Source organism: Streptomyces gottesmaniae, from assembly GCF_031845845.1.
Classification (GTDB): Bacteria; Actinomycetota; Actinomycetes; order Streptomycetales; family Streptomycetaceae; genus Streptomyces; species Streptomyces akebiae.
On the sequence record NZ_JAVRFJ010000001.1, the window covers coordinates 66,570 to 88,214 of the forward strand.

Genomic DNA, 21,645 nt, shown 5'->3' on the forward strand with positions numbered 1-21,645 from the left:
GACAGTGCTGTGCGGGAGCCTCGGAACACCCCCTAGGGGCGCTCGAACTTCCAGGTGACGCTGGAGGCGTCCGCCTTGACGACGGTGACGGGGACGGAGAGGTCCTTGCCGTCGCCGTCCCTGCCCGTGCAGGTCACCTTCGTGCCGGCCACCGCCTTGAGGTCGGGGCACCTCAGACCGGAGGTCTCGCCGCCGATCCAGGGCAGCGGGCTGTACTTCGACTCGGTGCGACCGGCGACGATCTTCCCGCTGAGCGCCTTCTGGCCGTCCACGGTGACGGTGTTGAACGGGTCCAGCCCGGTCGTCGACTCCGTACCGCTCATCGCGTAGGTGAGGGCTCCGCCGCCGACGGCCAGGGCCGCCACGACGGCGGCGGTGATGAGCAGGGGGCTGCGATCCATGAGGTGCTCCTGGTGGAGAAGGGGTGCGGTTGCGACACCCAACCTCTCCCGGGGGCGGGGGCGGCCGCCTCGGCCGAACGGCCAGGCCTGCCGCCCGCCGCGCACGCCTCCTCGGCCGTACGGCCGATACGGGGACCGCAGGCACTGCCTACTGTGATCCGCGTGAACCTCGTGCTCGACACCATGGCATCCCCGGGTGGCGGCCCCGGCCGGCCGGGGCGCCCGGCCAGAGCGGGCTGTGTACGCGTCGGCGGCGTCGTGGCCCTCCTCCTGGCCTGCGGGTCCGACGTCCTCCTCCTGACGGCGGAGGACACCGCCCATCTGTGGCCGCACCTGCTCCCTCTGGCCGTCGGTCTCGCGGCGGTGCTGTGGCCCGAGCACCGCCGGCCGGACTGGCTGACCCCCCAGGTACGCGCGGGCGTCCCCGCCCTCGCCGTCCTGGCGAGTGTCGTGGTCCTGCTTCTGATGCGGGAGACGGGGGGCTTCGGCCCGGGACAGCCGGCCGTACTGCTGTGTCTGCTGGTCGTGGCCGTCCGCACCTGCCCGCCCGGCTGGGCGCCGGCCTGCGGACTCCTCGACGGTCTCGCCCTGGTCGTGCTTCCGCTGCCGTACTTCGTCGTCGAGCCGGGCGACAGCCTCATCGGCGTGGCGCTGCTCCTGGTGCTGCTGGCCGGGATCGCGGCCGCCGTCGCCGCCTATCTGCGCACCCTCGACAACCGGCGGACCCAGGTCGTCACCGAGACCCGCCGGGCGGAGCGCCTCGCCATGGCCGCGGACCTGCACGACTTCGTCGCCCACCACGTCACGGGGATCCTGGTCCAGACCCAGGTCGCCCGGATGATGGCCGCCTCCCAACCCGAGCGACTCGATCCCGTTCTCGCGGGCATCGAGCGCGCCGCGACCGAGGCGCTGGCCTCCATGCGCCGCACGGTCGGGGTGCTGCGCGACCACGAGGAGGAGACCGGGCCCGCCGACCGGCGCCCGGTGGGCGACCTGGCGGGCGTCGACGATCTGGTGCGCGGCTTCGACGGTGTCGGCGGTGTCGACGGCCGCCGCGCCGTGCTGCGCCACGACCCTGCCGTCCCCGACGACCTGCCGCACGAGGTGCAGGCCGCCGCCTTCCGCGTGGTGCAGGAGGCTTTGACGAACGTCCGTCGGCACGCCGCCGACGCCACCGAGGTCACCGTCGACCTGCGCCACGGGCGCGACGGACTGGAGGTCGTGGTCCGCGACGACGGACGCGGCGCCGCCCGGCTGCCGGATGCGGCCCGGGGCGGCGGCTTCGGACTGGTCGGCCTCACGGAACGGGTCACCGCGCTCGGCGGCCGTATCCAGGCCCGGCCGCGCGCGGACGGCCCCGGCTGGGAGGTGGTCGCCGTGCTCCCGAGCGCCCCCCGGAGCCGCCTGCCGGGCTGAACCTCCCGGCCCGGCTTCCCGTATCTCCTCTCGGGGATGGCGGGAGACCGCGTGCACGGAAGGAGAACAGCGTGTCGAAACCGCCCGAACCGGGCCGGACGGCGAAGCGTCCCACGATCGAGCCGACCTACGTCATGCGCCGGCGCAGGACCGAGGCCCTGGCCGAGTTGCTGCGTGAGTTCGAGCAGTTCAAGGGAGCCGACGGCCCCGACGACGAGTACGAGACCGTCGCCGTGCCCCCCACCCCGGCAGCGGTTCCGACACCGCCGCCGTCGGCACGGCCCCCGGCGGCGACGCCCGCACCGGAGCCGAAGCCCGCCCCCGAGCGGATCCTGCCCCGGACGGAGTACGAGACCGAGGAACTTCCCCCGGTCATGGTCGGCGAGGACTTCGGCTCGGACACGGTCCCGCGCGGCGAGGGGCACCGGCGTCGGCAGCGGCGGCGGCCGGCCCCCGGCGACGGATCCGGCCTCAAGCGCGCCGCCGTGATCGTCGGTGTCGGCGCGGCGGCCCTGCTGGGCTTCGGCGCCGCCCTGCTCCTGCCCGGCGGCGGCACGGAGAAGGAGGCACGCGCCGTCACCCCGAGCGCGACCCCGTCGGCCCCCGCGACCTCGGCGCCCGCCCCGGACGACGGCGCCGACCCGGACGGCCCCGGCACCCTCCGCGAGGGCGACAGCGGCCCCGAGGTCTCCGAACTCCAGCAACGGCTGCTGCGGATCCCGAACGTGTACGACAACGGCTCCACCTCGGGGCAGTACGACGTCGTACTGAAGGAAGCGGTGGCGCGCTTCCAGCTCTGGTACGGAATCCGGGGCGACGAGACGGGCGTCTACGGCAACGACACCCGCCAGGACCTCGAATCCCGCACCACCCTCTAGCCCTACGGCCCTCCGTCCCTAGGCGGGGCCAGGACCCGGTACGTCACGGGCGTAGCCGGGTTGTTGCCCCGCCCTGAACGGACCATCCTGGCCATATGGTGACGAAGGCGTCCGGCGCGTCGCGGGCTGCCGCGGCCGGTGAGGCGATGGCGGTGGTCGACGCGCGCGGCCTCGTCGCGGGGTGGAGCGAGGGTGCCCGGCGGCTCACCGGCTACACCGCCGAGGAGGTGACCGGCAGGCCGGCCGACGCCCTGGTGGACGGGGACGCGGCCGCGGTCTGGCGGGCGCTGCTGACGCACGGCGACGCGGTGGTGGACCTGCGCTACCGGGACGGGCGACGGCAGAAGGTCGCGCTGCGGATCTGCCCGGTGCGGGGCGCGGCGGGAGAGCGGCGGCGGTTCGTCGTCCAGGCCACGCCCGACCTGACCGAGCGGGGCCTCGGCGAGCTGGCCTTCAGACAGGCGTCGATGTCCATGTCGGTCTTCGACACCGGGCAGCGGTACCTCCGTATGAACGACTGGGCGTGCCAGGTCATGGGGCAGCCCGAGGAGGAGTTCCGGCACCAGTACTTTCCCGACACCGTGGAGGACGCCGAGCACAGCCGGGGCTTCCTGCGCCATCTGGAGATCGTGGTGGAGACCGGACAGCCGGTCCACTACGAGAGCTGGACCCGCTCCCCGTCCGGTCGGCGCATGCACGCCTGGAGCTTCGAGATGTGGCCGGTGCGGGACCGCTCCGGAGAGCTGATCGGCACCGCGCTCGCCGGCTTCGACAGCAGCGAGCAGTTCTGGGCCCGCCAGCGCCTGGCCCTGCTGAACGAGGCCGCCGGGTCCATCGGCACCAGGCTCGACGTCGTCCGGACGGCCCGTGAACTCGCCGAACTCGTCGTCCCCCGGCTCGCCGACTTCGCCAGCGTCGACCTCCTGGAGTCCGTCCTCCAGGGCGAGGAACCCGAGATGGGACCCGTGGACGAGGGGGTACGACTGCGCAGGGCCGCCCACCACTCCAGTACGCCCGGAGTGCCGGAGGCGGCCATCGCCCTGGGCGCCGCCGACGTCTACCCGCCGTTCTCACCGCCCGCCCGGGCCCTGCGCAGCGGCGAGCCCGTGCTCACCCGCACCGGCGAGCACCACCTCGACTCCTGGTTCGCCCGGCACGGCGCCCGCTCCGCCAAACTCCGGGAGGCCGCGGACCACGACCTCTCCCTGATGGCCGTACCGCTGGTCGCGCGCGGCACCACCCTCGGTGTCGCCGTCCTCGTCCGGCTCCTGACCCCCGAGCACCCCGACGCCTTCGACCAGGACGACGTGTCGCTCGCCGAGGAGCTCTCCAGCCGGGCGGCCGTCTGCGTCGACAACGCCCGCCGCTACACCAAGGAGCGCAGTACGGCGCTGGCGCTCCAGCGCAGTCTGCTGCCGAAGACGGTCGCCGGCCAGGCGGCCGTCGAGTTCGCCTCCCGCTACCTGCCGGCCCTGTCGCAGGCCGGGGTGGGCGGCGACTGGTTCGACGTGATCCCGCTGTCCGGGACCCGGGTGGCGCTGGTCGTCGGCGACGTCGTGGGCCACGGCATCCACGCCTCCGTCACCATGGGCCGGCTGCGCACGGCCGTGTGGGCGCTCGCCGACGTCGACCTGCCGCCCGACGAGCTCCTCACCCACCTGGACGACCTGGTCGAACACCTCGCGGCCGGCGACGGCACGGGGGACGGGGAGATCGGCGCGACCTGTCTGTACGCGGTCTACGACCCGGTGGACCGCAGCTGCTCGATCGCCTCGGCCGGGCATGTGCCGCCCGTGGTGGTGCGGCCCGACGGCAGCGTCCAGGTCGTCGAGGTGGTGGCCGGGCCGATGCTCGGCGTAGGCGGCCTCCCCTTCGAGGCCAGGGAGCTGGAGCTGCCCGAGGGGTCGGTCCTCGCCCTGTACACCGACGGCCTGGTCGAGGCCCGGGACCGTGACGTCGACACGGGCACCGCCGCCCTGTGCGCCGCGCTGGAGGGACAGGCGGACAGTCTGGAGCGCCTCTGCGACACCGTGCTGAAGGCACTGCTGCCCGAGACCCCGGCCGACGACGTGGCCCTGCTGCTCGCGCGTACCCGTGCCCTCGACGCGGAGCAGGTCGCCGTCTGGAACCTCACCGACGACCCGGCGCTGGTCGCCAACGCGCGCAAGCTCGCCACCGAACAGCTCACCCGCTGGGGCCTGGAGGAGGCCGTCTTCGTCACCGAACTCGTGGTCAGCGAACTCGTCACCAACGCCATCCGCTACGGCGGCGCCCCCATCCAGCTGCGCCTGATCCGCGACCGCACCCTCATCTGCGAGGTCTCCGACGCCAGCAGCACCTCACCGCATCTGCGCCGGGCCCGCAGCTTCGACGAGGGGGGCCGCGGCCTGCTCCTGGTCGCCCAACTCACCGACCGCTGGGGCAGCCGTCCGAGCGGCGCGGGCAAGACCATCTGGGCCGAGCAGGCCCTGCCACCGGCTCTGTGAACGCCTGTCGGGGGCGGCGCACGCCACCCCCGACGGACCCGCCGAACCGTGCGGTCACTTCTTGCGCAGGCGCACCGACACCCCGTGCGCCGTGCAGACCTGCTCGGCCGTCCAGCCCTCGACGGCCACGGAGACCTCCGCGAACCGTCCCTGCAGGGACCGCGCCCCGACGACCGCGACCGTGCTGCCGGAACGCGGCGCCTGCGCGGCGTCGAAGCGGACGACCAGCTTGCTGCCCCGCTCCAGGACCGCCCGTCCGTCCACCACGAGGGCGGCGTCGGTGCCCCGGTCCAGCGTCACGTCGAGGACACCGGCCTGCGCGTAGCCGCCGCGCACCCGGACGGTGTGGTCGCCGGTGGCCAGTGTGCCGCCCTTCACCCGGACGTCACCGCGCCCGAACGCCTCCTTCGAGCCCGCCGCGAGGACACCGGCCTCCACGACCGTGCCGCCCGTGTACCGGTTGGCGCCGGCCAGCGTGAGCGTGCCGCTGCCCTGCTTGACGAGCCCGCCCGGGCCGTCGATGTCGTTGCGCCAGGTGTCGGCCGCGTGGAAGCCGCCGAGGGAGGCGTCCAGCGTGACGGTGACATCGGCGTCCAGGGCACCGTAGCCGTCGGCCGCCGCGAACAGGTTGAGCCGCCCCCACTGCTCCCAGCCGTCCAGCAGCACATAGCCCGACGGCAGCGCGGTCGTGCGGAGCACCTCGCGGCGCTGCGCCGCGTCCAGGTAGGGCAGTCGTGTCTCCAGGAGGACCTCGGCGCCCTTCGGCACGGTCAGGTCCTGGGACCTGCCGCGGCGCGGAAGTACGTACGTCAGCTTCGGCTCGACCAGGCGCTCGTTGGCCGCCCGGTCGGCGTACGGGTCCGTATCCGTTCCGGCCGAGTGCGCGTAGGCGAAGAGTGTGTCGGCGGTGGTGCCCGTCTTCGCCTGGAAGTACGTGGCGGCCTGTCGGCGCGCGGCTGCCTTCAGCTCGGCGTTCCTGGGGTCGGCGAGGGCGGCGGCGGCCAGGGCCGTGGCCATGACGCGACCGCCGACGACGTCGAGCGCGGAGTGCATGCCCGAGACGATCCGGTCGTGGCTCGCTTCGAAGGCGCGGGTCACCATCTCCTGGAAGCGCTCCGGCACGGCGTACGCGTAGGCCAGAGCGGCCAGGTGGAGGGCGTTGGTGTGCCCGCTGGGGAAACCGCCGTCCGTGGCCGCGTCCTCGCCGCGCTGGCGCAGCAGCTGGGGGGCGACGACGACGGCGGAGTCGTACACCGGGAACCCGAACTCGTCGGTCCGTCCGGTGTCGACGACCTCGCTGTTCTCGTTCATGCGCCAGGGCCGGGGGTACTGGTAGGAGAACTTGGCGGGGTTGCTCGACGCGAACGGCCCGCGCACGGTGTTGACGAGTTCGGCCACCTTCCCGAGAGCGGAGCTGGTCGAGCCGGCGCCGTTCGCCGATCCGGTGGGAGCGTCGGCGGGGACGGAGTCGCTGATCTTGCCCGAGGGCGTGCCGTCCGGCGCGGAGGTGATCGCGGTGACCGCCATGGCGCCCGTTCGGTACAGCTCGGCGAGGGGGCCGAGACCGCTGATCACCGAGTAGCTCTGGTGCTGCCGGTCGGTGATGAACGCCTCGCGCGCCTGCGCATCCGTCCGGCGGGCGGTGACGCGCTCGCTGTAGCGCACGTTGGCGCGCAGGATCTCGGGCAGCAGCGGGGTGCCGGTGTTCCAGGCGTCGCCGGTCTTCCAGATCTCGGCGAAGCCGCCGAGGGCCCGGACCACGGCGTTGGTCTCGGGGGTGAGGTTCGCCGTGGTGTTGGTCGCGTAGTCGTCGACGAACGCGGCGAACGCGGTGGCGGCCTTCGCCTCGGGGGCCTGCCAGAGGTTCGCGAGGGTCGGAGCGGCGATCAGGCCGGCCGAGACGCCGAGGGAGTTCCTGAGGAAGACACGGCGGTTGAGCGTGTGGTGCCCGGCAGATGACGGCATGGAACGCCGCTCCTTTCGCGGTGGGTTGATCGGGTGCGGGCTGAGCGTGGGGTTGACGCATGACCGGTCGATGTCCGGTCGACGACCGGACGGTAATCAGCGGGTGACCGGTCGGAGGAGAGTACGTGAGAGTGCCAACGCCCCTTCGACCGGCGGCACTTGAAGCACATGCGGTCGCGCGGACGGTACAGCGTCGGCGAGCGCTTCGGCGAATGCCGAGTACAGGGCGGGCCGGGAGAGGATCGTCCCGCCGGCCACCACCACGTCGTCGACGGGGACCTGGCGGGCGGCCAGCCGGGCCACGAGCGCGGCGAGTGCGCGGCCCCCGTCGGTGATCACCCGGTGGGCTGGGGCGGAGCCCTCCTCGGCGGCCTCGAAGACCGCGGGCGCGTGCCGGCCCCAGTCGGCGGACATGGCCGTGGCGGCCTCCAGCGCCCCACCCAGAGCCGGTACCTCGCTCACCCCGAAGGCGGCGACGAGCCGGTCGGCGAGGGCGTCGGGCGCCTCACCCCGGTCGTGCGCGGCCCAGACGGCACGACATGCCTCCCGGACCAGGCCGGCGGCGCCGCCCTCGTCGCCGAGAACCGCGCCCCAGCCGCCGACCTGCACCGAAGCACCGGCGGCGGACCGGCCGACGGCCACCGAACCGGTGCCCGCGACCAGCCCCACCCCCCGCGCGAAACCGGCGGCGGGGACCAGCAGCTCGGCGTCACCCACCACCAGACACGGCACCTGAAGCCGTTCCTGGAGGGCGAGACGTATCCCCTCGCACTGGCGGGGCGTCTCGCAGGCATGGGCGCCGACGGCCACGGCGGACGGCGGGGTGTGCGCGGGCAGCACCTCCCCGACCAGCGTGGCCAGCCATTCGGTCGCGGCCGCCGGGTCGTGCGGCCGCCAGCCACGGCTGGTACGGATGTGGTCGGCGACGGACTCCGTCCCCGCGACAGCGCGGAGATGGGTCTTGGTGCCGCCCACGTCGATACCGACCGCGACGGGCCTCGAATCCGGCACGGAGGGCCTCTTTCGTCGTTGCGTTGCGATGGGCGCAGCGACGGCTGGGCGAAACCGTGCCTGGACACACAGGGTCTGTGGGGGGTGCTAGGGAAGCCCCGGGACGGGCTTCTGTCGGTGCGGCAGGCGAGTACCGCTTGACTTCGTTAGGAAATTAACTAACGAATAAGAGTGCGTCAAGGGTTACGACGCCGGATACCGCACGACCGTGCGGCCGCATGATCGCGGCACGACTGGGGAGACCATGCAACTGAGCGAGAGCGCCCGCGCCGTCTTCGCCGTACTGGCCGCGTCGAGCACCGCCACCCGCCCTCAACTGGCCACCGGGGCACGCCTTTCCAAGCCGACCGTCTCCACCGCCGTGGCCGAGCTGGAGGCCGCCGGACTCGCCGCCCACTCCGGCACCCTCAACGGCGGAACCGGCAGGTCGGCGGCCGTATACGATCTCGGTCCCGCCGCCGGCGCGGTCCTCGCCGTCGACCTCGGCCCCAGCGTCACCCGGGCCCGGGTCTGCGCCCTGGACGGCACCCTGGTGGCCGAGGGCACCGGCCTGCGGGCCGACACCGTCGACGTGGTCGCCGACGCCCTCTCCGGGCTGTCGCCCGGGGCGCCGCTGCGCGCCATCGTCGTCGCCGTCGGCGATGTCACCGTCCAGAGCCGGGAGGGCACGGCCGTCCGCCCCGCCACCGCCAAGGCGGGCCCCATCTTCGACGCGCTGACCGTGGCCCTCCCGCCCGGTGTGCCCGTGCACGTCGAGAACAACGTGAACTGCGCCGCCCTCGCCGAGCTGCACGAGGGCGCGGCCCGCGGCCGGGACACCTTCGGCTATCTGCGGATCGGCGTCGGCATCGGTCTCGGTGTCGTCATCGGAGGTCAGGTGCTGCGCGGCGCGAACGGCGCCGCGGGTGAGGTGGCCCGGCTACCCTACCCGTGGGACGCGGACCGGGAGCCCCGCCACGAGGGCCTGGAGGCGCACATCGGAGCGGGTTCCCTGCTGCGCCGGGCGGCGGACGCCTGGCAGGGCGTGGACGGTGTGTGCCCCGACACGGTGGACGGGCTGTTCGCACTGGCCGACGAGGGGCACGCCACGGCCTGCGCCGTCGTCGGCCGGCACGCCGCCGACGTGGGCCGACTCGCCGCCGCCGCGACCGCCGTCCTGGATCCCGGCCTGATCGTGCTGGGTGGCGCCGTCGGCTCGAAAGCCCGGCTCCTGCCCGGCGTACGGGCCGAACTGGCCCGCCTGAGCTGGCCCACCGAGGTCGTGAGCAGCGCGCTCGGCGACAGCGGCACCGTCGTGGGGGCCAGCCGCCTGGCCGTGGCCCGGGGAATCCAAACCGTGACCGGCGGCGCGGGGGTGAAGCATTGACGGACTCCACCGGCATCTGCCAATGTCCGGACAAGCGCTTTCTAAGTCGGCCGGGACGCCGGCTTGGGGCGAGCGTCCCGCCTGTACTCGAGTACGGCAACCGCACGAGGGCGTGCCCGTGCGGTGACGGCCAGAACGGCCGGGGATACCGCCCCGCGTGGACGACGCGGCCGGGCGAGGCCGCGCCCCCCGGAATGCAGCTTTCCTGCAAAATGCACCCGTGCCGCTCGGTCGGCGCCGTGCTCCGTCCCCTACCGAAAAAAAGGGATCGAAGATGACCACTGTGGGTGTGCGGCGCTCCCGCCGACTCGGCCGCGGCGGTGTGCGCCGCCTGGTTCCCCTCGCTGCCGGCGCCTCGGCAGCCGTCCTTCTGCTCTCCGCCTGCGGAGGGGGATCCGAGTCCGGCGGTACCTCCAAGTCGCTGACGTTCTGGATCTCCACGGTTCCGGGGCAGGACGCGGGCTGGAAGAAGATGGTGGCGCAGTACGAGAAGGAGACGGGCGTCAAGGTCAAGCTCGTCAACATCCCCTACGACGGCTACGCGACGAAGCTGCGCAACTCCGCGCAGGCGAACTCGCTGCCCGACGTGGCGGCCGTGCCGGCGCTCGACCCGATCTGGTCGAACAAGCTGATCGATCTCAGCGACATCGCCAACAACAAGACCAACAAGATCAACGCCAACTTCGTCGCCAAGGACTCGTCCGGGAAGGTGCTGTCCATCCCCTCGGACGTCACCGCCTCCGGCATGTTCATCAACAAGTCGCTCTTCGAGAAGGCCGGCGTCGACTACCCGACCTCGCCCGACAAGACCTGGACCTGGGACGAGTTCATCAAGGCGGCCAACGAGGTCCGGGAGAAGACCGACGCCAAGTACTCCCTGACCTTCGACCAGTCGCCGTCCCGGCTGCGCGCCATGGTCTACGAGATGGGCGGCAAGTACGTCCACGCCGACGACTCCGGCAAGTTCTCGGTGGACGCGGCGACCAAGAAGGCCGTGAACACCTTCGTCGGCTGGAACGACGACAAGACCATGCCGAAGTCGGTGTGGACCAGCGGCGCCGACCCGTCGGCCATGTTCCAGAGCGGTGACGTCGTCGCCTACTGGTCCGGCGTGTGGCAGGTCGCCGCCTACGCGGAGAGCATCACGAAGTTCGAGTGGGCGAGCGTCCCCACCCCCGCGCAGCCGGTGCAGGCCAGTGACGTCAACAGCGGCGGCATGACGGTCGGCTTCAACAACAACGCCGACGCGGCCGCCGCCGCGAAGAAGTTCCTGTCCTGGCTGTACGAGCCCGACCACTACAAGACGCTGTGCGAGACGTCCGGCTTCCTGCCGGTCGAGAGCGGTCTGAACCCGAAGTACCCCTTCAAGTCCGAGGCGGCACAGGCGGCGTTCAAGCTCTACAACGAGTCCATCCCGCTCTACGACCCGATCTCCGGCTACTTCAACAGCGCGCAGACGAACTGGGTGCTGAAGGGCAAGAGCCTCGCCGACGACCCGACCAAGGCGGAGCTCGGCAAGGCGATCAACGGCGAGCAGTCGGCCGACAAGGCCCTGCAGAACATCGTGGACGGCTACAACCAGCAGGTCGGCGGCTGATCGTGGGCCGACGGGCCGGGCGGCGGGGCCGAGACCCCGCCGCCCGGCCCGCGGACCCCACCCACGTGATGCCGGGCTCATGGCCTGAGCCTCCAGGAACCCATTCCACCAGCACGGAGTCAGGAAGATGACCAAACGCGCCCCGGACGCCTCGGACGTGTCCGTGAGCCCGCCCAGGAGACGAAGCAAGTACACCCTCGCCCCGCTCGTCCTCATCTCGGGCAACGTCGTGCTCTTCGCGCTGTTCTTCGTCTGGCCGGCGGTGATCGGGCTCGTCTACTCCTTCACGAACTACACGGGCGTGGGGGCGTTCCAGTTCGTCGGACTGGACAACTACCAGAAGCTGCTCGGGGATTCGACCTTCTACGCCGCGACGACCCGCACGCTGCTGTACACCGTGCTCTTCGTTCCGCTGAACTTCGTGTTGTCGCTGCTCATCGCCAACGTGCTGGTGAGCAAGAACGCCAAGGGCGCGTCGGTCGCCCGCATCTTCTTCTTCATCCCGTGGCTGCTGTCGCCCATCATCGTGGGTGTCCTGTGGCGGTGGCTGTTCGGTGAGAACTTCGGACTGGTCAACTACTTCATCGAGAAGGTCGGCGGCAGCGCCGTTCCCTGGCAGTCGAACGCGGACCTGTCACTGATCGTGGTCGTGGTGGCGGCGGCCTGGGCCTGGACGGGCTTCTCCATGCTGCTGTTCATCGCGGCGATCAAGAACGTCCCGACGTCGTACTACGAGGCGGCCGCGCTCGACGGCGCCGGCCCGTGGCGCCAGTTCTTCAGCATCACCCTGCCGAGCATCGCCCCCACGTCCTTCATCGTCATCCTGCTCAACACGATCCACGCGATGAAGGAATACGCGGTGTTCGCCTCCCTCAACAACGGTGGACCCGGAACGTCGAACAACCTGCTGGTGCAGTACATCTACCAGACGGGGTTCAAGTCGGGCCAGATCGGCTACGCGAGCGCCGCGTCGTTCGTGCTCATGCTCATCCTGATGGCCGTCGCGATCATCCAGATGATGGTGAACCGGCGGGTGGAGAACCGATGACAACCACAGACATGCCACGCAAGGTCGACACCGGGCCCGGACGACCTGTCCGCAAGAAGCGGTCCAGCGGCTCGGCCACCGGTGGGCTTCGGCGCGCTGTTGCCCCGACGACACTCCTGTGGGTCCTCGCGGCCCTCTACGGGGTGCCGGTGCTGTGGTTCGTCCTCAGCTCCCTCAAACCGGCGGGAGACCTGTTCTCCCTGCCGCTGACGGTGTTTCCCGAGGACCCGACCGTGTCGGGTTACAAGGAAGCGTGGGCGAGCGCCAACTTCTCCGAGTACTTCATCAACACGACCATCGTGTGTGTGATCGCGACGATCCTCACGGTGGGAGTCAGCTGCTGCACCGGGTACGCGCTGGCCAAGTACGACAACAAGTGGCTGAAGGCCTTCTTCCTCTGCGTCCTGGCCACCACGATGCTGCCGGCCGAGGTCATGCTCGCCCCGCTGTTCCTGGTGGTCCGCGACCTCGGCTTCTACAACTCGCTCTCCGGCATCATCCTCCCGGCCCTGCTCACCGCGACCGGCTGCTTCATGTTCCGCCAGTTCTTCCTGACGGTCCCCGACGAACTCATCGAGGCCGCCCGCATCGACGGCGCGAAAGAGCTGTCGATCTTCCTGCGGATCATGGTGCCGCTCTCCCGGCCCATCATGCTGACGCTCGCCATCCTGTCGTTCCAGTGGAGGTGGAACGACTACATCTGGCCGCTGCTGATGCTGAACGACCCCGAGAAGTTCACGGTGCAGATCGGCATCCAGAGCCTCGTCGGCGCGCAGAACATCAACTGGTCCGTGCTGCTCGGCGGATCGGTCATCTCCATGGTCCCGCTGATCGTCGTCTTCCTGGTCTTCCAGAAGTACGTCATGAACGCCGACATCAACGCCGGACTGAAGGACTGACCTTGCCCACCCCGCTCGACCACGAGTTCGTCCACGCGGTGGCCCGCGCCGCCGACCGGCAGGCCGGCCCGCTCGCGGCCCGCCCCGACGAGGAACCCGCCGGTGTGCCGCACCGTGGTCTGGCGCGGCGGGTGAAGACCCTGGTCGCGGCGTACCGCTCCCCGGACTCGGCACTGCACGGCAGCGAGCGGGCCGTCGCCGCGGCGACGACCCACCTCCGCGCGCTGCGGGCCACGCAGACCACCACCGGCCTGTTCGCCGGCGGCGACAACGTGCAGTCACCGCCGGACTCCGCGTTCACCGTCAACGACGTGTGCGACGCGCACGTCCTCGCCGCCGACGCGGGACCGGAACTGCGCGATGTCACGGCCGCGCTCGCCGACATCGCCGGCGCCGCCACCGGCAGCCTCCTGACGGGTGGGGTGCACACCCCGAACCACCGCTGGGAGCTGTGCGCGGCGCTGGCCCGGCTGCACCGGTCGTTCCCGGACGACCGGCTGCTCGACCGCGTCGAGGAGTGGCTCGCCGAGGGCGTCGACATCGACGCGGAGGGCCTGTACTCGGAACGGAGCGCCAACTACGCGGCCCATGTGTCCAATCCGTCGCTGCTGCTGCTGGCCGAGGTGCTCGGCCGCGCCGACCTGCTGTACGCCGTCGAACGCAACCTCGCCACGACCCTGGACCTGATCAGGCCGGACGGCACGGTGGAGACCGTCCACTCACGACGGCAGGACCAGTACCACCCGTTCCCGCTGGCGCCCTATCTGCCGCACTACCGGCTGCTCGCGATCCGCACCGGCCGGGGCGACTTCGCCCGGGTGGCGCGGCTAGCGGCCGCCGGCGGCATCGACGACCCCGACCTGCTCGCCGAGACCCAGCTGACCCCGGACCTGTGCCGCGCCCTGCCGGCCCCGACCGCCGAGCCCCTTCCGCGCGACCGGTACCTCACCACCGCACGCCTCGCCTCCCGCGCCTCGGCCACCGCGCACACGGTGGTGTACGGCGGCTCCGACGTGCCCGCACACCGGCGCGTCCGCTCGGGCCTCGCCTGCAACCCCACCTTTCTGCGCCTGTTCGCCGGCGACGCCGTCCTCGACGCGGTCCGTCTCTCGCGGGGCTTCTTCGACCTGGGCCCGTTCCGCGCAGCCGACGTGGAACAGCCCGCCGACAACCGCTACCGGCTCACCGAAACCCTCACGGCCGCCTACTACCAGCCGCTCCCCAAGGAGCTGAGGCGGGACGACGGCGCCTACCGGCTGGGGGACGAGGGACGCTTCTCGGCCGCGATGGCCTTCCCCGACCGGCCCAGGGACGAGGTCTCGCACACGACCCGCGTCGAGGTGGACCTCCGGGAGGACGGCGCCGACCTGCGGATCGACCTCAGCGGACCCCGGGTGCCCTGGGCCCTGGAACTGACCTTCCGGCCGGGCGGCGTGCCCGAGGGCGCCGTCCCCATCGGCGACGGACGCTGGTGCCTGACGACCGGGCCGATGACCTACCGGGTCGGTGACGACGAGATCCGGGTCGAGGCCGACGTCGAGGCGGGCGAACCGCTCGCCGGGCCGGACCGGAGCGACGTACTGCGCTACGACCCGGGCCAGGACCACACCGTGGTGGGCGGCACCGACGCGACGACCGGGAACCGTGTCTACATCGGTGGAGCCGGCCCGCACACACTGACCGTCGCCCTGCGCGCCCGCCGGCCCGCACCCCTCGGGTGACCCCGGCGCACCTCTCCATGGCCACCCCCGGCATGAAGGACTGATCCCCGTGCACCCCACGTCCCCTCCCGTGCACCTCCCGCACCAGCGAGGACCCCTGCACGACCTGCCGTCCACCCCCGAGGCGTACGACGAGGTCCTCGCCTCGGTCACCGAGGAGGCCCTCGCCCGGCTCACCCCCGAGGGCAACCTCGAACACCCCGACTGCGTCGACGACATCGGCGACACCTCCCTCGGCATCACGTCGCTGCTGGCCCTCGCCTGGCAGCGCACGAAGGACCCTCGCCTGCCGGAGGCGGTCGGTCGCAGCACGGACTTCCACCTCCGGGAGCGCGTCTACACGGACGACAACCCCGGCTACCCCAACCTGCGGGTGCGCGACTCCGGCTTCCCGTACGCCCGTTACACCCTGGCTCCCGGCGCCCACCCCATCGGCGACTGGCCGAGCACGGTCTGGGCGCTGCTCCAGGCCGTCAACCTGCTCGACCTCGCCGACGGCCTCCTCACCGACGAACAGACCGCCGCCCTGCGGGAGATGAGCCGCGGCTACTGGCGCTGGCTCACCGAGGCGACCTTCTTCAACCCGCAGGAGGCCGGCAACCAGGCCATCGGCTGCGTCGTCGGCGGCCTGATGCTGGCCCGCCACCTCCCGCCCGAGGACGCCGAGCGGATCCGCGAGCAGGCGATGGCCCTGTACGCCGACGAGATCCGCGCCCACCGGGTACGGGATCGGGGCGCCCTCCTGCCGCCCGAGCACGGCGGCGCCTACGACAACAACTACGGCCCGATCTCCCTGTCCTTCCTCGCCCAGGCCCACCGGGTGAGCGGCGAGCGGATCTTCGCCGAGGACGGGGAGGCGCTCGCCCGCTACATCGACGCACGCCTCACCGTCGGCGGCTTCGACAACGGCGGCCCCCGCTACAGCGAACAGCACTCCGGCTTCGAGTCCGTGCTCGGGCTGCGCTACTTCGGCCACCGCATCGGCGCCGACCTGGGCCGCTACCGGGGCGACACCCTTTGGGGCCGGCACGCGGTCAAGCCGGACGGCGGCGTCGACGGCCACTTCGCGTGGATGCTGGTCTGGCAGATCCAGGACACCACGCCCTGGCACCGCGCCCCGTCCACGCGGCCGGTCCGGCACCAGCTGCGCGCCGGCCGGGTCTCGGTCGCCTTCGACTCCAGGATGACCCCCTCCCTGATCGAGGCCGACGGGACCTACCTCCTCCCCGCCGCCGTCAACCGCCAGCACGGTTTCGGGCCGGTCGTCGACGGCTTCCTGCTCTGCCGCCCCATGGGCGAGATCCGGGTCCGGGACGTCCGGGCCGACGGCCTCGCGGCCAAGCTCGTCACCAAGCCCGTCGTCACCCGCGACCACGTCCTGCGGCACGTCCAGTCCCTGTACGTCACCGACGGCACCCGGCTGTGGACCACGGTCGCCGTCGAACGCCTGCCCGGCGCGCCGTACCTCCTCGCGGGACTGCCGTACGTGGCGGACGACGCCGAGGGCCTGCGCCGGATCGCGGACGCCGACGTGACCTCCGCCGGCGACCTGTGGCTCACGCACCCGGCCGCCGAGGGCCCGGAGTTCTTCGACGCCCGCGCCGACACCACCCAGCAACTCGCCGCGTTCGCCCTAGCCGCCGACCCCCGCGGCTACGGAAACCCCGACGAGGGCTGGTCCCACCTGGTCGCCTCCACGGCCATCGAGGCCACCCCCGCGCCGGGTGCGCCGGACGACCTCGACGTCTTCGCCGTCCGCTACGGCGGCTCCGGCGAGCTCTTCGAGCCCACGTTCGACCGGGTGGCGGAGGGGCTGAGGGTCCGCACGGAGGCGTTCACGGCCGTGATCGGCGACCCGGCGGGCGACGACCGGGGCGAACCGACCCTGACCCTCCGACCCTGACCGCGCCCCGACCCCACCCCCGCGCCCGACCACAGGCCGCACGGACCGGCAGCCCGACGTTCCTGACGACGTCGGGCTGCCTCACCCCCGTTCCGCCCACCCGCCCGCCTCCACTGCGGGCATCGCCGACTCCGGCACCACCAGGTCCGCGCGCGCCCTGGTCGTCGCCACCAGCTCCGCGTTGCGCTCGTCCGTGCGGAGCACCCAGGCGACCGCCTCGTCGTGCCCCTTGCCGAACTCCTCGTGGCGGGCGACCAGACGACGGACGCGCTCGGCCTCGTCGAGATCGCAGAACCACACCTCGTCCAGCCGGGAACGGACACGCGACCAGGGCTCGCCCTCCACCAGCAGATAGTTCCCCTCCGTGACGACCAGGCGCGCGGACGGCGGGACCGGGATCGCCCCCGCGATCGGCTGCTCCAGGGTCCGCTCGAAGCCCGGCGCGTACACGACGTCGTCCTCGTCGTTCCGCAACCGCTCCAGCAGAGCCGCGTAGCCCAACGCGTCGAACGTGTCCGGCGCGCCCTTGCGGTCCCGGCGGCCCAGGCGATCCAGCTCCACGTCGGCCAGATGGAAACCGTCCATGGGGACATGCGCGACCCAGGGCTCGCCGCGCTCGCCGCCCGCGTTGAGCTCCCGGGTCAGCCGCTCGGCCAGGGTGGTCTTCCCCGCGCCGGGGCCGCCCGCGACACCGAGGAGGGCACGGCGGTCGGGGCGGACCAGAGCGGCCGCCCGGCGCAGCAGATCGTCGAAGGTCACAGGCATGAGGAAGACGGTAGACCCGACCGGCGTACTCGGGCACGGACCGGGCAGACGACCCCTGCTGTCGTTCGAGGCGAGGGAAGCGGAAGGTGCCCATGCGTGCAGGACCCTGGTCGGAGCCTCACGGCGACGACGAGGAGGTGCGGGAGGAACTGCTGCGGCTGCGCGCGGAGGCACGGCAGCTGCGCACCCGGACGGAGGGACGGCTCCTGGTCGCCCAGGCCCAGGGCATGCTGCGGGAACGCTACGCCCTGCCGGACGCCGAGACCGCGTTCGCGCTGCTCCAGCGGGCTTCCCAGCAGTACAACGTCAAGCTGCGCACCCTCGTGGAGGCGGCCGTGAGCGCGCCGCGTCCGAGTGACCGCGGCGGGCTGTGGTTTCCCGGCCGGGCCCGGCACGCCGAGCCGACCCTGAGCTTCACCGAGGCACGCGACCGTGGCGTCCGGCGCGGCAACCGGAGCGAGGTCCTGGCCGCCGTCCTCAGCCAGACCCTCGCCGTCGTCGGCACCGACATGGGCAACGTCCAGATCGCGGACCGCACCGAGGGCGGACTGCGCATCGAACGGCACACGGGACACACACCCGACTTCGTCGACTTCTTCGCGTACGTCGGGGACGACGGCACGGCCTGCGCCAAGGCCGCACGGGACGTCGCCCAGGTGACCGTCCAGGACGTGGCGACGGACGCGGTGTTCACCGAGGACGCCCGCTCCGCGATTCTGCGCGCGGGCAGCCGAGCCTGCCACAGCGTGCCGCTCACCAGCGCCTCCGGGCTGTGCGTGGGCATGGTCTCGGCCCATTTCGAGCGACCCCTGAAGGGGTTGACGCGCGCTCAGCTCAAGGCGCTGGCCGTCGCCGCCGCGGAGACGGGCGAGTGGCTGGCCTGGTACGACCGGACCGTCGTCCTGGACGCCCTCGAACACCTGCACGCTCTCGGTCGCGCCCACGCGGGCGACAGCATCAGCCGACGGTGAGAGCGGTTCTCACCCGTGCGACCCACTGACTCCCGCCCAGCGGGGAACCCCCACCCCATGACAGAGACGCCCCGGCCGACCGCCTCGACGGAAGCGACGCACGTGACGGAATCGACGGAATCCACCGAACTGGGCCTGCCCGGGCGGATCCGCGCCTGCCTCTTCGACCTCGACGGGGTCATCACCAAGACCGCCGTCGTGCACGCCGCCGCGTGGCGAAGGGCGTTCGACGAGTTCCTGCGCCGACGCGACGGCGACGCCTTCCGGCCCTTCGACCCCGCCGCCGACTACGACCAGTACGTCGACGGCCTCCCCCGCGCCGACGGCGTCCGCACCTTCCTGGCCTCCCGGGACATCCACCTCCCCGAGGGCACCCCCGACGACCCGCCCGACGCCCCCACCGTGCACGGCCTCGGCAACCGCAAGAACGAGATCCTGCTGGACCTCATCCGCACCGACGGCGTCGAGGCCTACGACGGCACCCTGCGCTACATCGAGCGGGTCCGCGCCCACGGCCTGCGCACCGCGGTCGTCTCCTCCAGCGCCAACTGCCGGGACGTGCTGCGCTCCATCGACGCCGAGCACCTCTTCGACGTACGGATCGACGGAGTGGTCGCCGCCGAACGCGAACTGCCGGGCAAACCACGCCCCGACACCTTCCTCGCCGCGGCCCACGACCTCGGCGTCGAACCCGCCGAGGCCGCCGTCTTCGAGGACGCCCTCGCCGGCATGGACGCCGGACGCGCGGGCCGCTTCGGACATGTCGTCGGCCTCGACCGCGTCGGCCAGGCCGACGCCCTGCGCGCCCACGGCGCCGACATCGTCGTGAAGGACCTGACGGACCTGGGGGAGTGGGCGTGATCGCACACAGGTCGTACGGCGTCGCACCGTGGGCGCTGCGCGAACAGGGGCTCCACCTCGACGTCCTGCCCCAGAGCGAATCCGTCTTCGCCCTCGCCAACGGACACATCGGCTGGCGCGGCAACCTCGACGAGGGCGAACCCCACGGGCTGCCCGGCAGCTACCTCAACGGCGTCCACGAACTGCACCCGCTGCCGTACGGGGAGGCCGGCTACGGCTACCCCGAGTCCGGGCAGACCGTCATCGACGTCACCAACGGCAAGATCCTCCGCCTGCTCGTCGACGACGAGCCCTTCGACCTGCGCTACGGCCGGCTGCGCTCGCACGAACGCGTCCTCGACCTGCGCGCGGGTGTGCTGCGCCGCAGCTGCGAGTGGACCTCCCCGGCCGGCACGACCGTCCGGGTGCGCTCCACCCGCCTGGTGTCCTTCACCCAGCGGGCGATCGCCGCCGTCGCCTACGAGGTCGAGGCCGTCGACGGCGAGGCACGGATCGTCGTCCAGTCGGAGCTGGTCGCCAACGAGCAACTGCCGCGCCGCGAGGGCGATCCCCGGGCCGCCGTCGCGCTGGAGTCCCCGCTGGAGCCGGAGGAGCACCTCGCCGACGGGACGCGGCTCCGGCTCGTCCACCGCACCCGGCGCAGCGGTCTGCGCGTCGCGGCCGCCGCCGACCATGTCCTCACCGCGCCCGGTCACATCACCACCGGCGGCGAGAGCAGGGACGACGTCGCCCGCCTCACCGCCACCACCGTCCTGGCGCCCGGCGAGCGCCTGCGGGTGGAGAAGACGGTCGCCTACGGCTGGTCCGGCACCCGTTCGCTGCCTGCGGTCGGCGACCAGGTGGACGCCGCCCTCTCCGCCGCGGCGTACGGCGGCTGGCCCGGCCTCGTCGACGAACAGCGGTCGTACCTGGACGACTTCTGGGCCCGCGCCGATGTCGAGGTCGACGGCGACGCGGAGATCCAGCAGGCCGTACGGTTCGCGCTCTTCCACGTCCTCCAGGCGGGCGCCCGCGCCGAACAGCGGGCCATCCCCGCCAAGGGCCTCACCGGCTCCGGCTACGACGGCCACGCCTTCTGGGACACCGAGGCGTTCGTGCTGCCGCTGCTCTCCCACACCGCCCCCGGCGCGGTCACCGAGGCGCTCCGCTGGCGCCAGAACACCCTGCCCGCCGCCCGCGACCGCGCGGCCCAACTGGGCCTGGAGGGCGCCGCGTTCCCCTGGCGGACCATCGACGGCTCGGAGCGCTCCGCGTACTGGCCCGCCGGCACGGCCGCCTTCCACGTCAACGCCGCCATCGCCGACGCCGTGGTCCGCCATGTCACCGCCACCGGCGACACCGCCTTCGAACGCGACACCGGCGTCGAACTCCTCGTCGAGACCGCCCGGCTCTGGCGCTCCCTCGGCCACCACGACCACCACGGCGCGTTCCACATCGACGGTGTCACCGGCCCGGACGAGTACAGCGCCGTCGTCGACGACAACACGTACACCAACCTCATGGCGCGCGGGAACCTCCTGGCCGCCGTCGACGCCGTCGAACGCCACCCCGACCGGGCCCGGCGGCTCGGCGTCGACGACGAGGAGAGCGCCGCCTGGCGCGACGCCGCCCAGGCCATGCACATCCCCTACAACCACGAACTGGGCGTCCACGAACAGCACGCCGGGTTCACCCGCCACCAGCGCTGGGACTTCGAGAACACCGGGCCCGACCAGTACCCGCTGATGCTGCACTTCCCCTATTTCGACCTCTACCGCAAACAGGTCGTCAAGCAGGCCGACCTGGTCCTCGCGATGTACAAGTGCGGCGACCACTTCGACGACGACCAGATGGCCCGCGACTTCGCCTACTACGAGCCGCTCACCGTCCGTGACTCCTCCTTGTCCGCCTGTTGCCAGGCCGTCATCGCCGCCCAGGTCGGCCACCTCGATCTCGCCTACGACCACCTGACCGAGTCGGCGCTGATGGATCTGGCGGACCTGGAGCACAACACCCGCGACGGCCTCCACATCGCCGCCCTCGCCGGTACGTGGACGGCGCTGGTCGCGGGCTTCGGCGGGATGCGCCACCACGGCACGACCGTCGGCTTCGCACCCCGCCTCCCCGAGCCTCTGAGCAGGCTCGCCTTCAACGTGGGGCTGCGCGACACGTGTCTGCGCGTGGAGATCGAGCACCGCCACGTCACCTACGTCCTGCTCTCCGGCGACTCCCTGACGATCCGCCACCACGGCGAGCCGGTCACCCTGCACGGGGACAAACCCCGGCGCCTGGACATCCCGGCACCCAAACCACCCGGCCCGGCGCCGGACCAGCCGCCGCACCGGCGACCGGGCCGCCACCGGGGCCGGCCGGGCTGA

16 protein-coding genes are annotated in these 21,645 nt (G+C 72.4%); 12 read left to right on the forward strand and 4 right to left on the reverse strand.

What is annotated here, in order from left to right; genetic code table 11:
- Nucleotides 1–32: 32 nt before the first annotated feature.
- The gene (locus RM704_RS00275; RefSeq protein WP_033528633.1) at nt 33–401 is read right to left on the reverse strand and encodes a hypothetical protein; all 369 of its coding nucleotides are present in this window, start codon (nt 399–401) and stop codon (nt 33–35) included.
- 162 nt (nt 402–563) lie between these two features.
- Here RM704_RS00275 and RM704_RS00280 point away from each other — a divergent pair, with 162 nt between their 5' ends.
- The 3 genes from RM704_RS00280 (at nt 564) to RM704_RS00290 (ending at nt 5,181) form a co-directional block, all read left to right on the forward strand.
- On the forward strand, nt 564–1,817 hold the full coding sequence (locus tag RM704_RS00280; RefSeq protein ID WP_033528838.1) for a sensor histidine kinase: 1,254 nt from the start codon (nt 564–566) through the stop codon (nt 1,815–1,817).
- A gap of 71 nt (nt 1,818–1,888) precedes the next feature.
- Nucleotides 1,889–2,695, forward strand: coding sequence for a peptidoglycan-binding domain-containing protein (locus tag RM704_RS00285; RefSeq protein ID WP_033528634.1), 807 nt, complete (start codon nt 1,889–1,891; stop codon nt 2,693–2,695).
- 95 nt (nt 2,696–2,790) lie between these two features.
- Nucleotides 2,791–5,181 (forward strand): SpoIIE family protein phosphatase, encoded by a 2,391-nt coding sequence (locus RM704_RS00290; protein WP_033528635.1) that lies wholly within the window; start codon nt 2,791–2,793, stop codon nt 5,179–5,181.
- Between the two features lie 54 nt (nt 5,182–5,235).
- Here RM704_RS00290 and RM704_RS00295 read toward each other — a convergent pair whose 3' ends face one another.
- Together RM704_RS00295 and RM704_RS00300 are read right to left on the reverse strand one after the other, a co-directional pair.
- Nucleotides 5,236–7,146 carry a phosphatase PAP2 family protein gene (locus tag RM704_RS00295; RefSeq protein ID WP_033528636.1) on the reverse strand — a complete coding sequence of 637 codons (1,911 nt, stop codon included), beginning with the start codon at nt 7,144–7,146 and terminating at the stop codon, nt 5,236–5,238.
- Nucleotides 7,147–7,242: 96 nt separating this feature from the next.
- Nucleotides 7,243–8,157 carry a BadF/BadG/BcrA/BcrD ATPase family protein gene (locus tag RM704_RS00300; protein ID WP_033528637.1) on the reverse strand — a complete coding sequence of 305 codons (915 nt, stop codon included), beginning with the start codon at nt 8,155–8,157 and terminating at the stop codon, nt 7,243–7,245.
- Between the two features lie 244 nt (nt 8,158–8,401).
- On the opposite strand from RM704_RS00300, the gene RM704_RS00305 reads away from it, so the two are divergent.
- The 6 genes from RM704_RS00305 (at nt 8,402) to RM704_RS00330 (ending at nt 16,691) form a co-directional block, all read left to right on the forward strand.
- On the forward strand, nt 8,402–9,523 hold the full coding sequence (locus RM704_RS00305) for an ROK family protein (RefSeq protein WP_033528638.1): 1,122 nt from the start codon (nt 8,402–8,404) through the stop codon (nt 9,521–9,523).
- Between the two features lie 274 nt (nt 9,524–9,797).
- Nucleotides 9,798–11,120 carry an extracellular solute-binding protein gene (locus tag RM704_RS00310; protein WP_033528639.1) on the forward strand — a complete coding sequence of 441 codons (1,323 nt, stop codon included), beginning with the start codon at nt 9,798–9,800 and terminating at the stop codon, nt 11,118–11,120.
- A 127-nt stretch (nt 11,121–11,247) separates the two neighbouring features.
- On the forward strand, nt 11,248–12,168 hold the full coding sequence (locus RM704_RS00315) for a carbohydrate ABC transporter permease (protein WP_033528640.1): 921 nt from the start codon (nt 11,248–11,250) through the stop codon (nt 12,166–12,168).
- Nucleotides 12,165–13,067 carry a carbohydrate ABC transporter permease gene (locus RM704_RS00320; RefSeq protein WP_033528641.1) on the forward strand — a complete coding sequence of 301 codons (903 nt, stop codon included), beginning with the start codon at nt 12,165–12,167 and terminating at the stop codon, nt 13,065–13,067. The genes RM704_RS00315 and RM704_RS00320 overlap by 4 nt, the downstream gene beginning before the upstream one ends.
- A gap of 2 nt (nt 13,068–13,069) precedes the next feature.
- A complete protein-coding gene (locus RM704_RS00325; RefSeq protein WP_033528642.1) occupies nt 13,070–14,788 on the forward strand; it encodes a hypothetical protein in 1,719 nt (572 codons plus the stop codon).
- Nucleotides 14,789–14,858: 70 nt separating this feature from the next.
- Nucleotides 14,859–16,691, forward strand: a complete 1,833-nt coding sequence (locus tag RM704_RS00330; RefSeq protein ID WP_033528643.1) for a hypothetical protein — start codon at nt 14,859–14,861, stop codon at nt 16,689–16,691.
- An 81-nt stretch (nt 16,692–16,772) separates the two neighbouring features.
- Here the strand turns inward: RM704_RS00330 and RM704_RS00335 are convergent, their stop codons facing one another.
- On the reverse strand, nt 16,773–17,456 hold the full coding sequence (locus tag RM704_RS00335; RefSeq protein ID WP_192829705.1) for a nucleoside/nucleotide kinase family protein: 684 nt from the start codon (nt 17,454–17,456) through the stop codon (nt 16,773–16,775).
- Nucleotides 17,457–17,548: 92 nt separating this feature from the next.
- On the opposite strand from RM704_RS00335, the gene RM704_RS00340 reads away from it, so the two are divergent.
- From RM704_RS00340 to RM704_RS00350, 3 genes are read left to right on the forward strand one after another with little or no spacing between them, the layout of a single operon-like run.
- On the forward strand, nt 17,549–18,427 hold the full coding sequence (locus RM704_RS00340) for an ANTAR domain-containing protein (RefSeq protein WP_033528645.1): 879 nt from the start codon (nt 17,549–17,551) through the stop codon (nt 18,425–18,427).
- A gap of 57 nt (nt 18,428–18,484) precedes the next feature.
- On the forward strand, nt 18,485–19,288 hold the full coding sequence (locus RM704_RS00345) for an HAD family hydrolase (protein ID WP_438828874.1): 804 nt from the start codon (nt 18,485–18,487) through the stop codon (nt 19,286–19,288).
- Nucleotides 19,285–21,645, forward strand: coding sequence for a glycoside hydrolase family 65 protein (locus tag RM704_RS00350; RefSeq protein WP_033528839.1), 2,361 nt, complete (start codon nt 19,285–19,287; stop codon nt 21,643–21,645). The genes RM704_RS00345 and RM704_RS00350 overlap by 4 nt, the downstream gene beginning before the upstream one ends.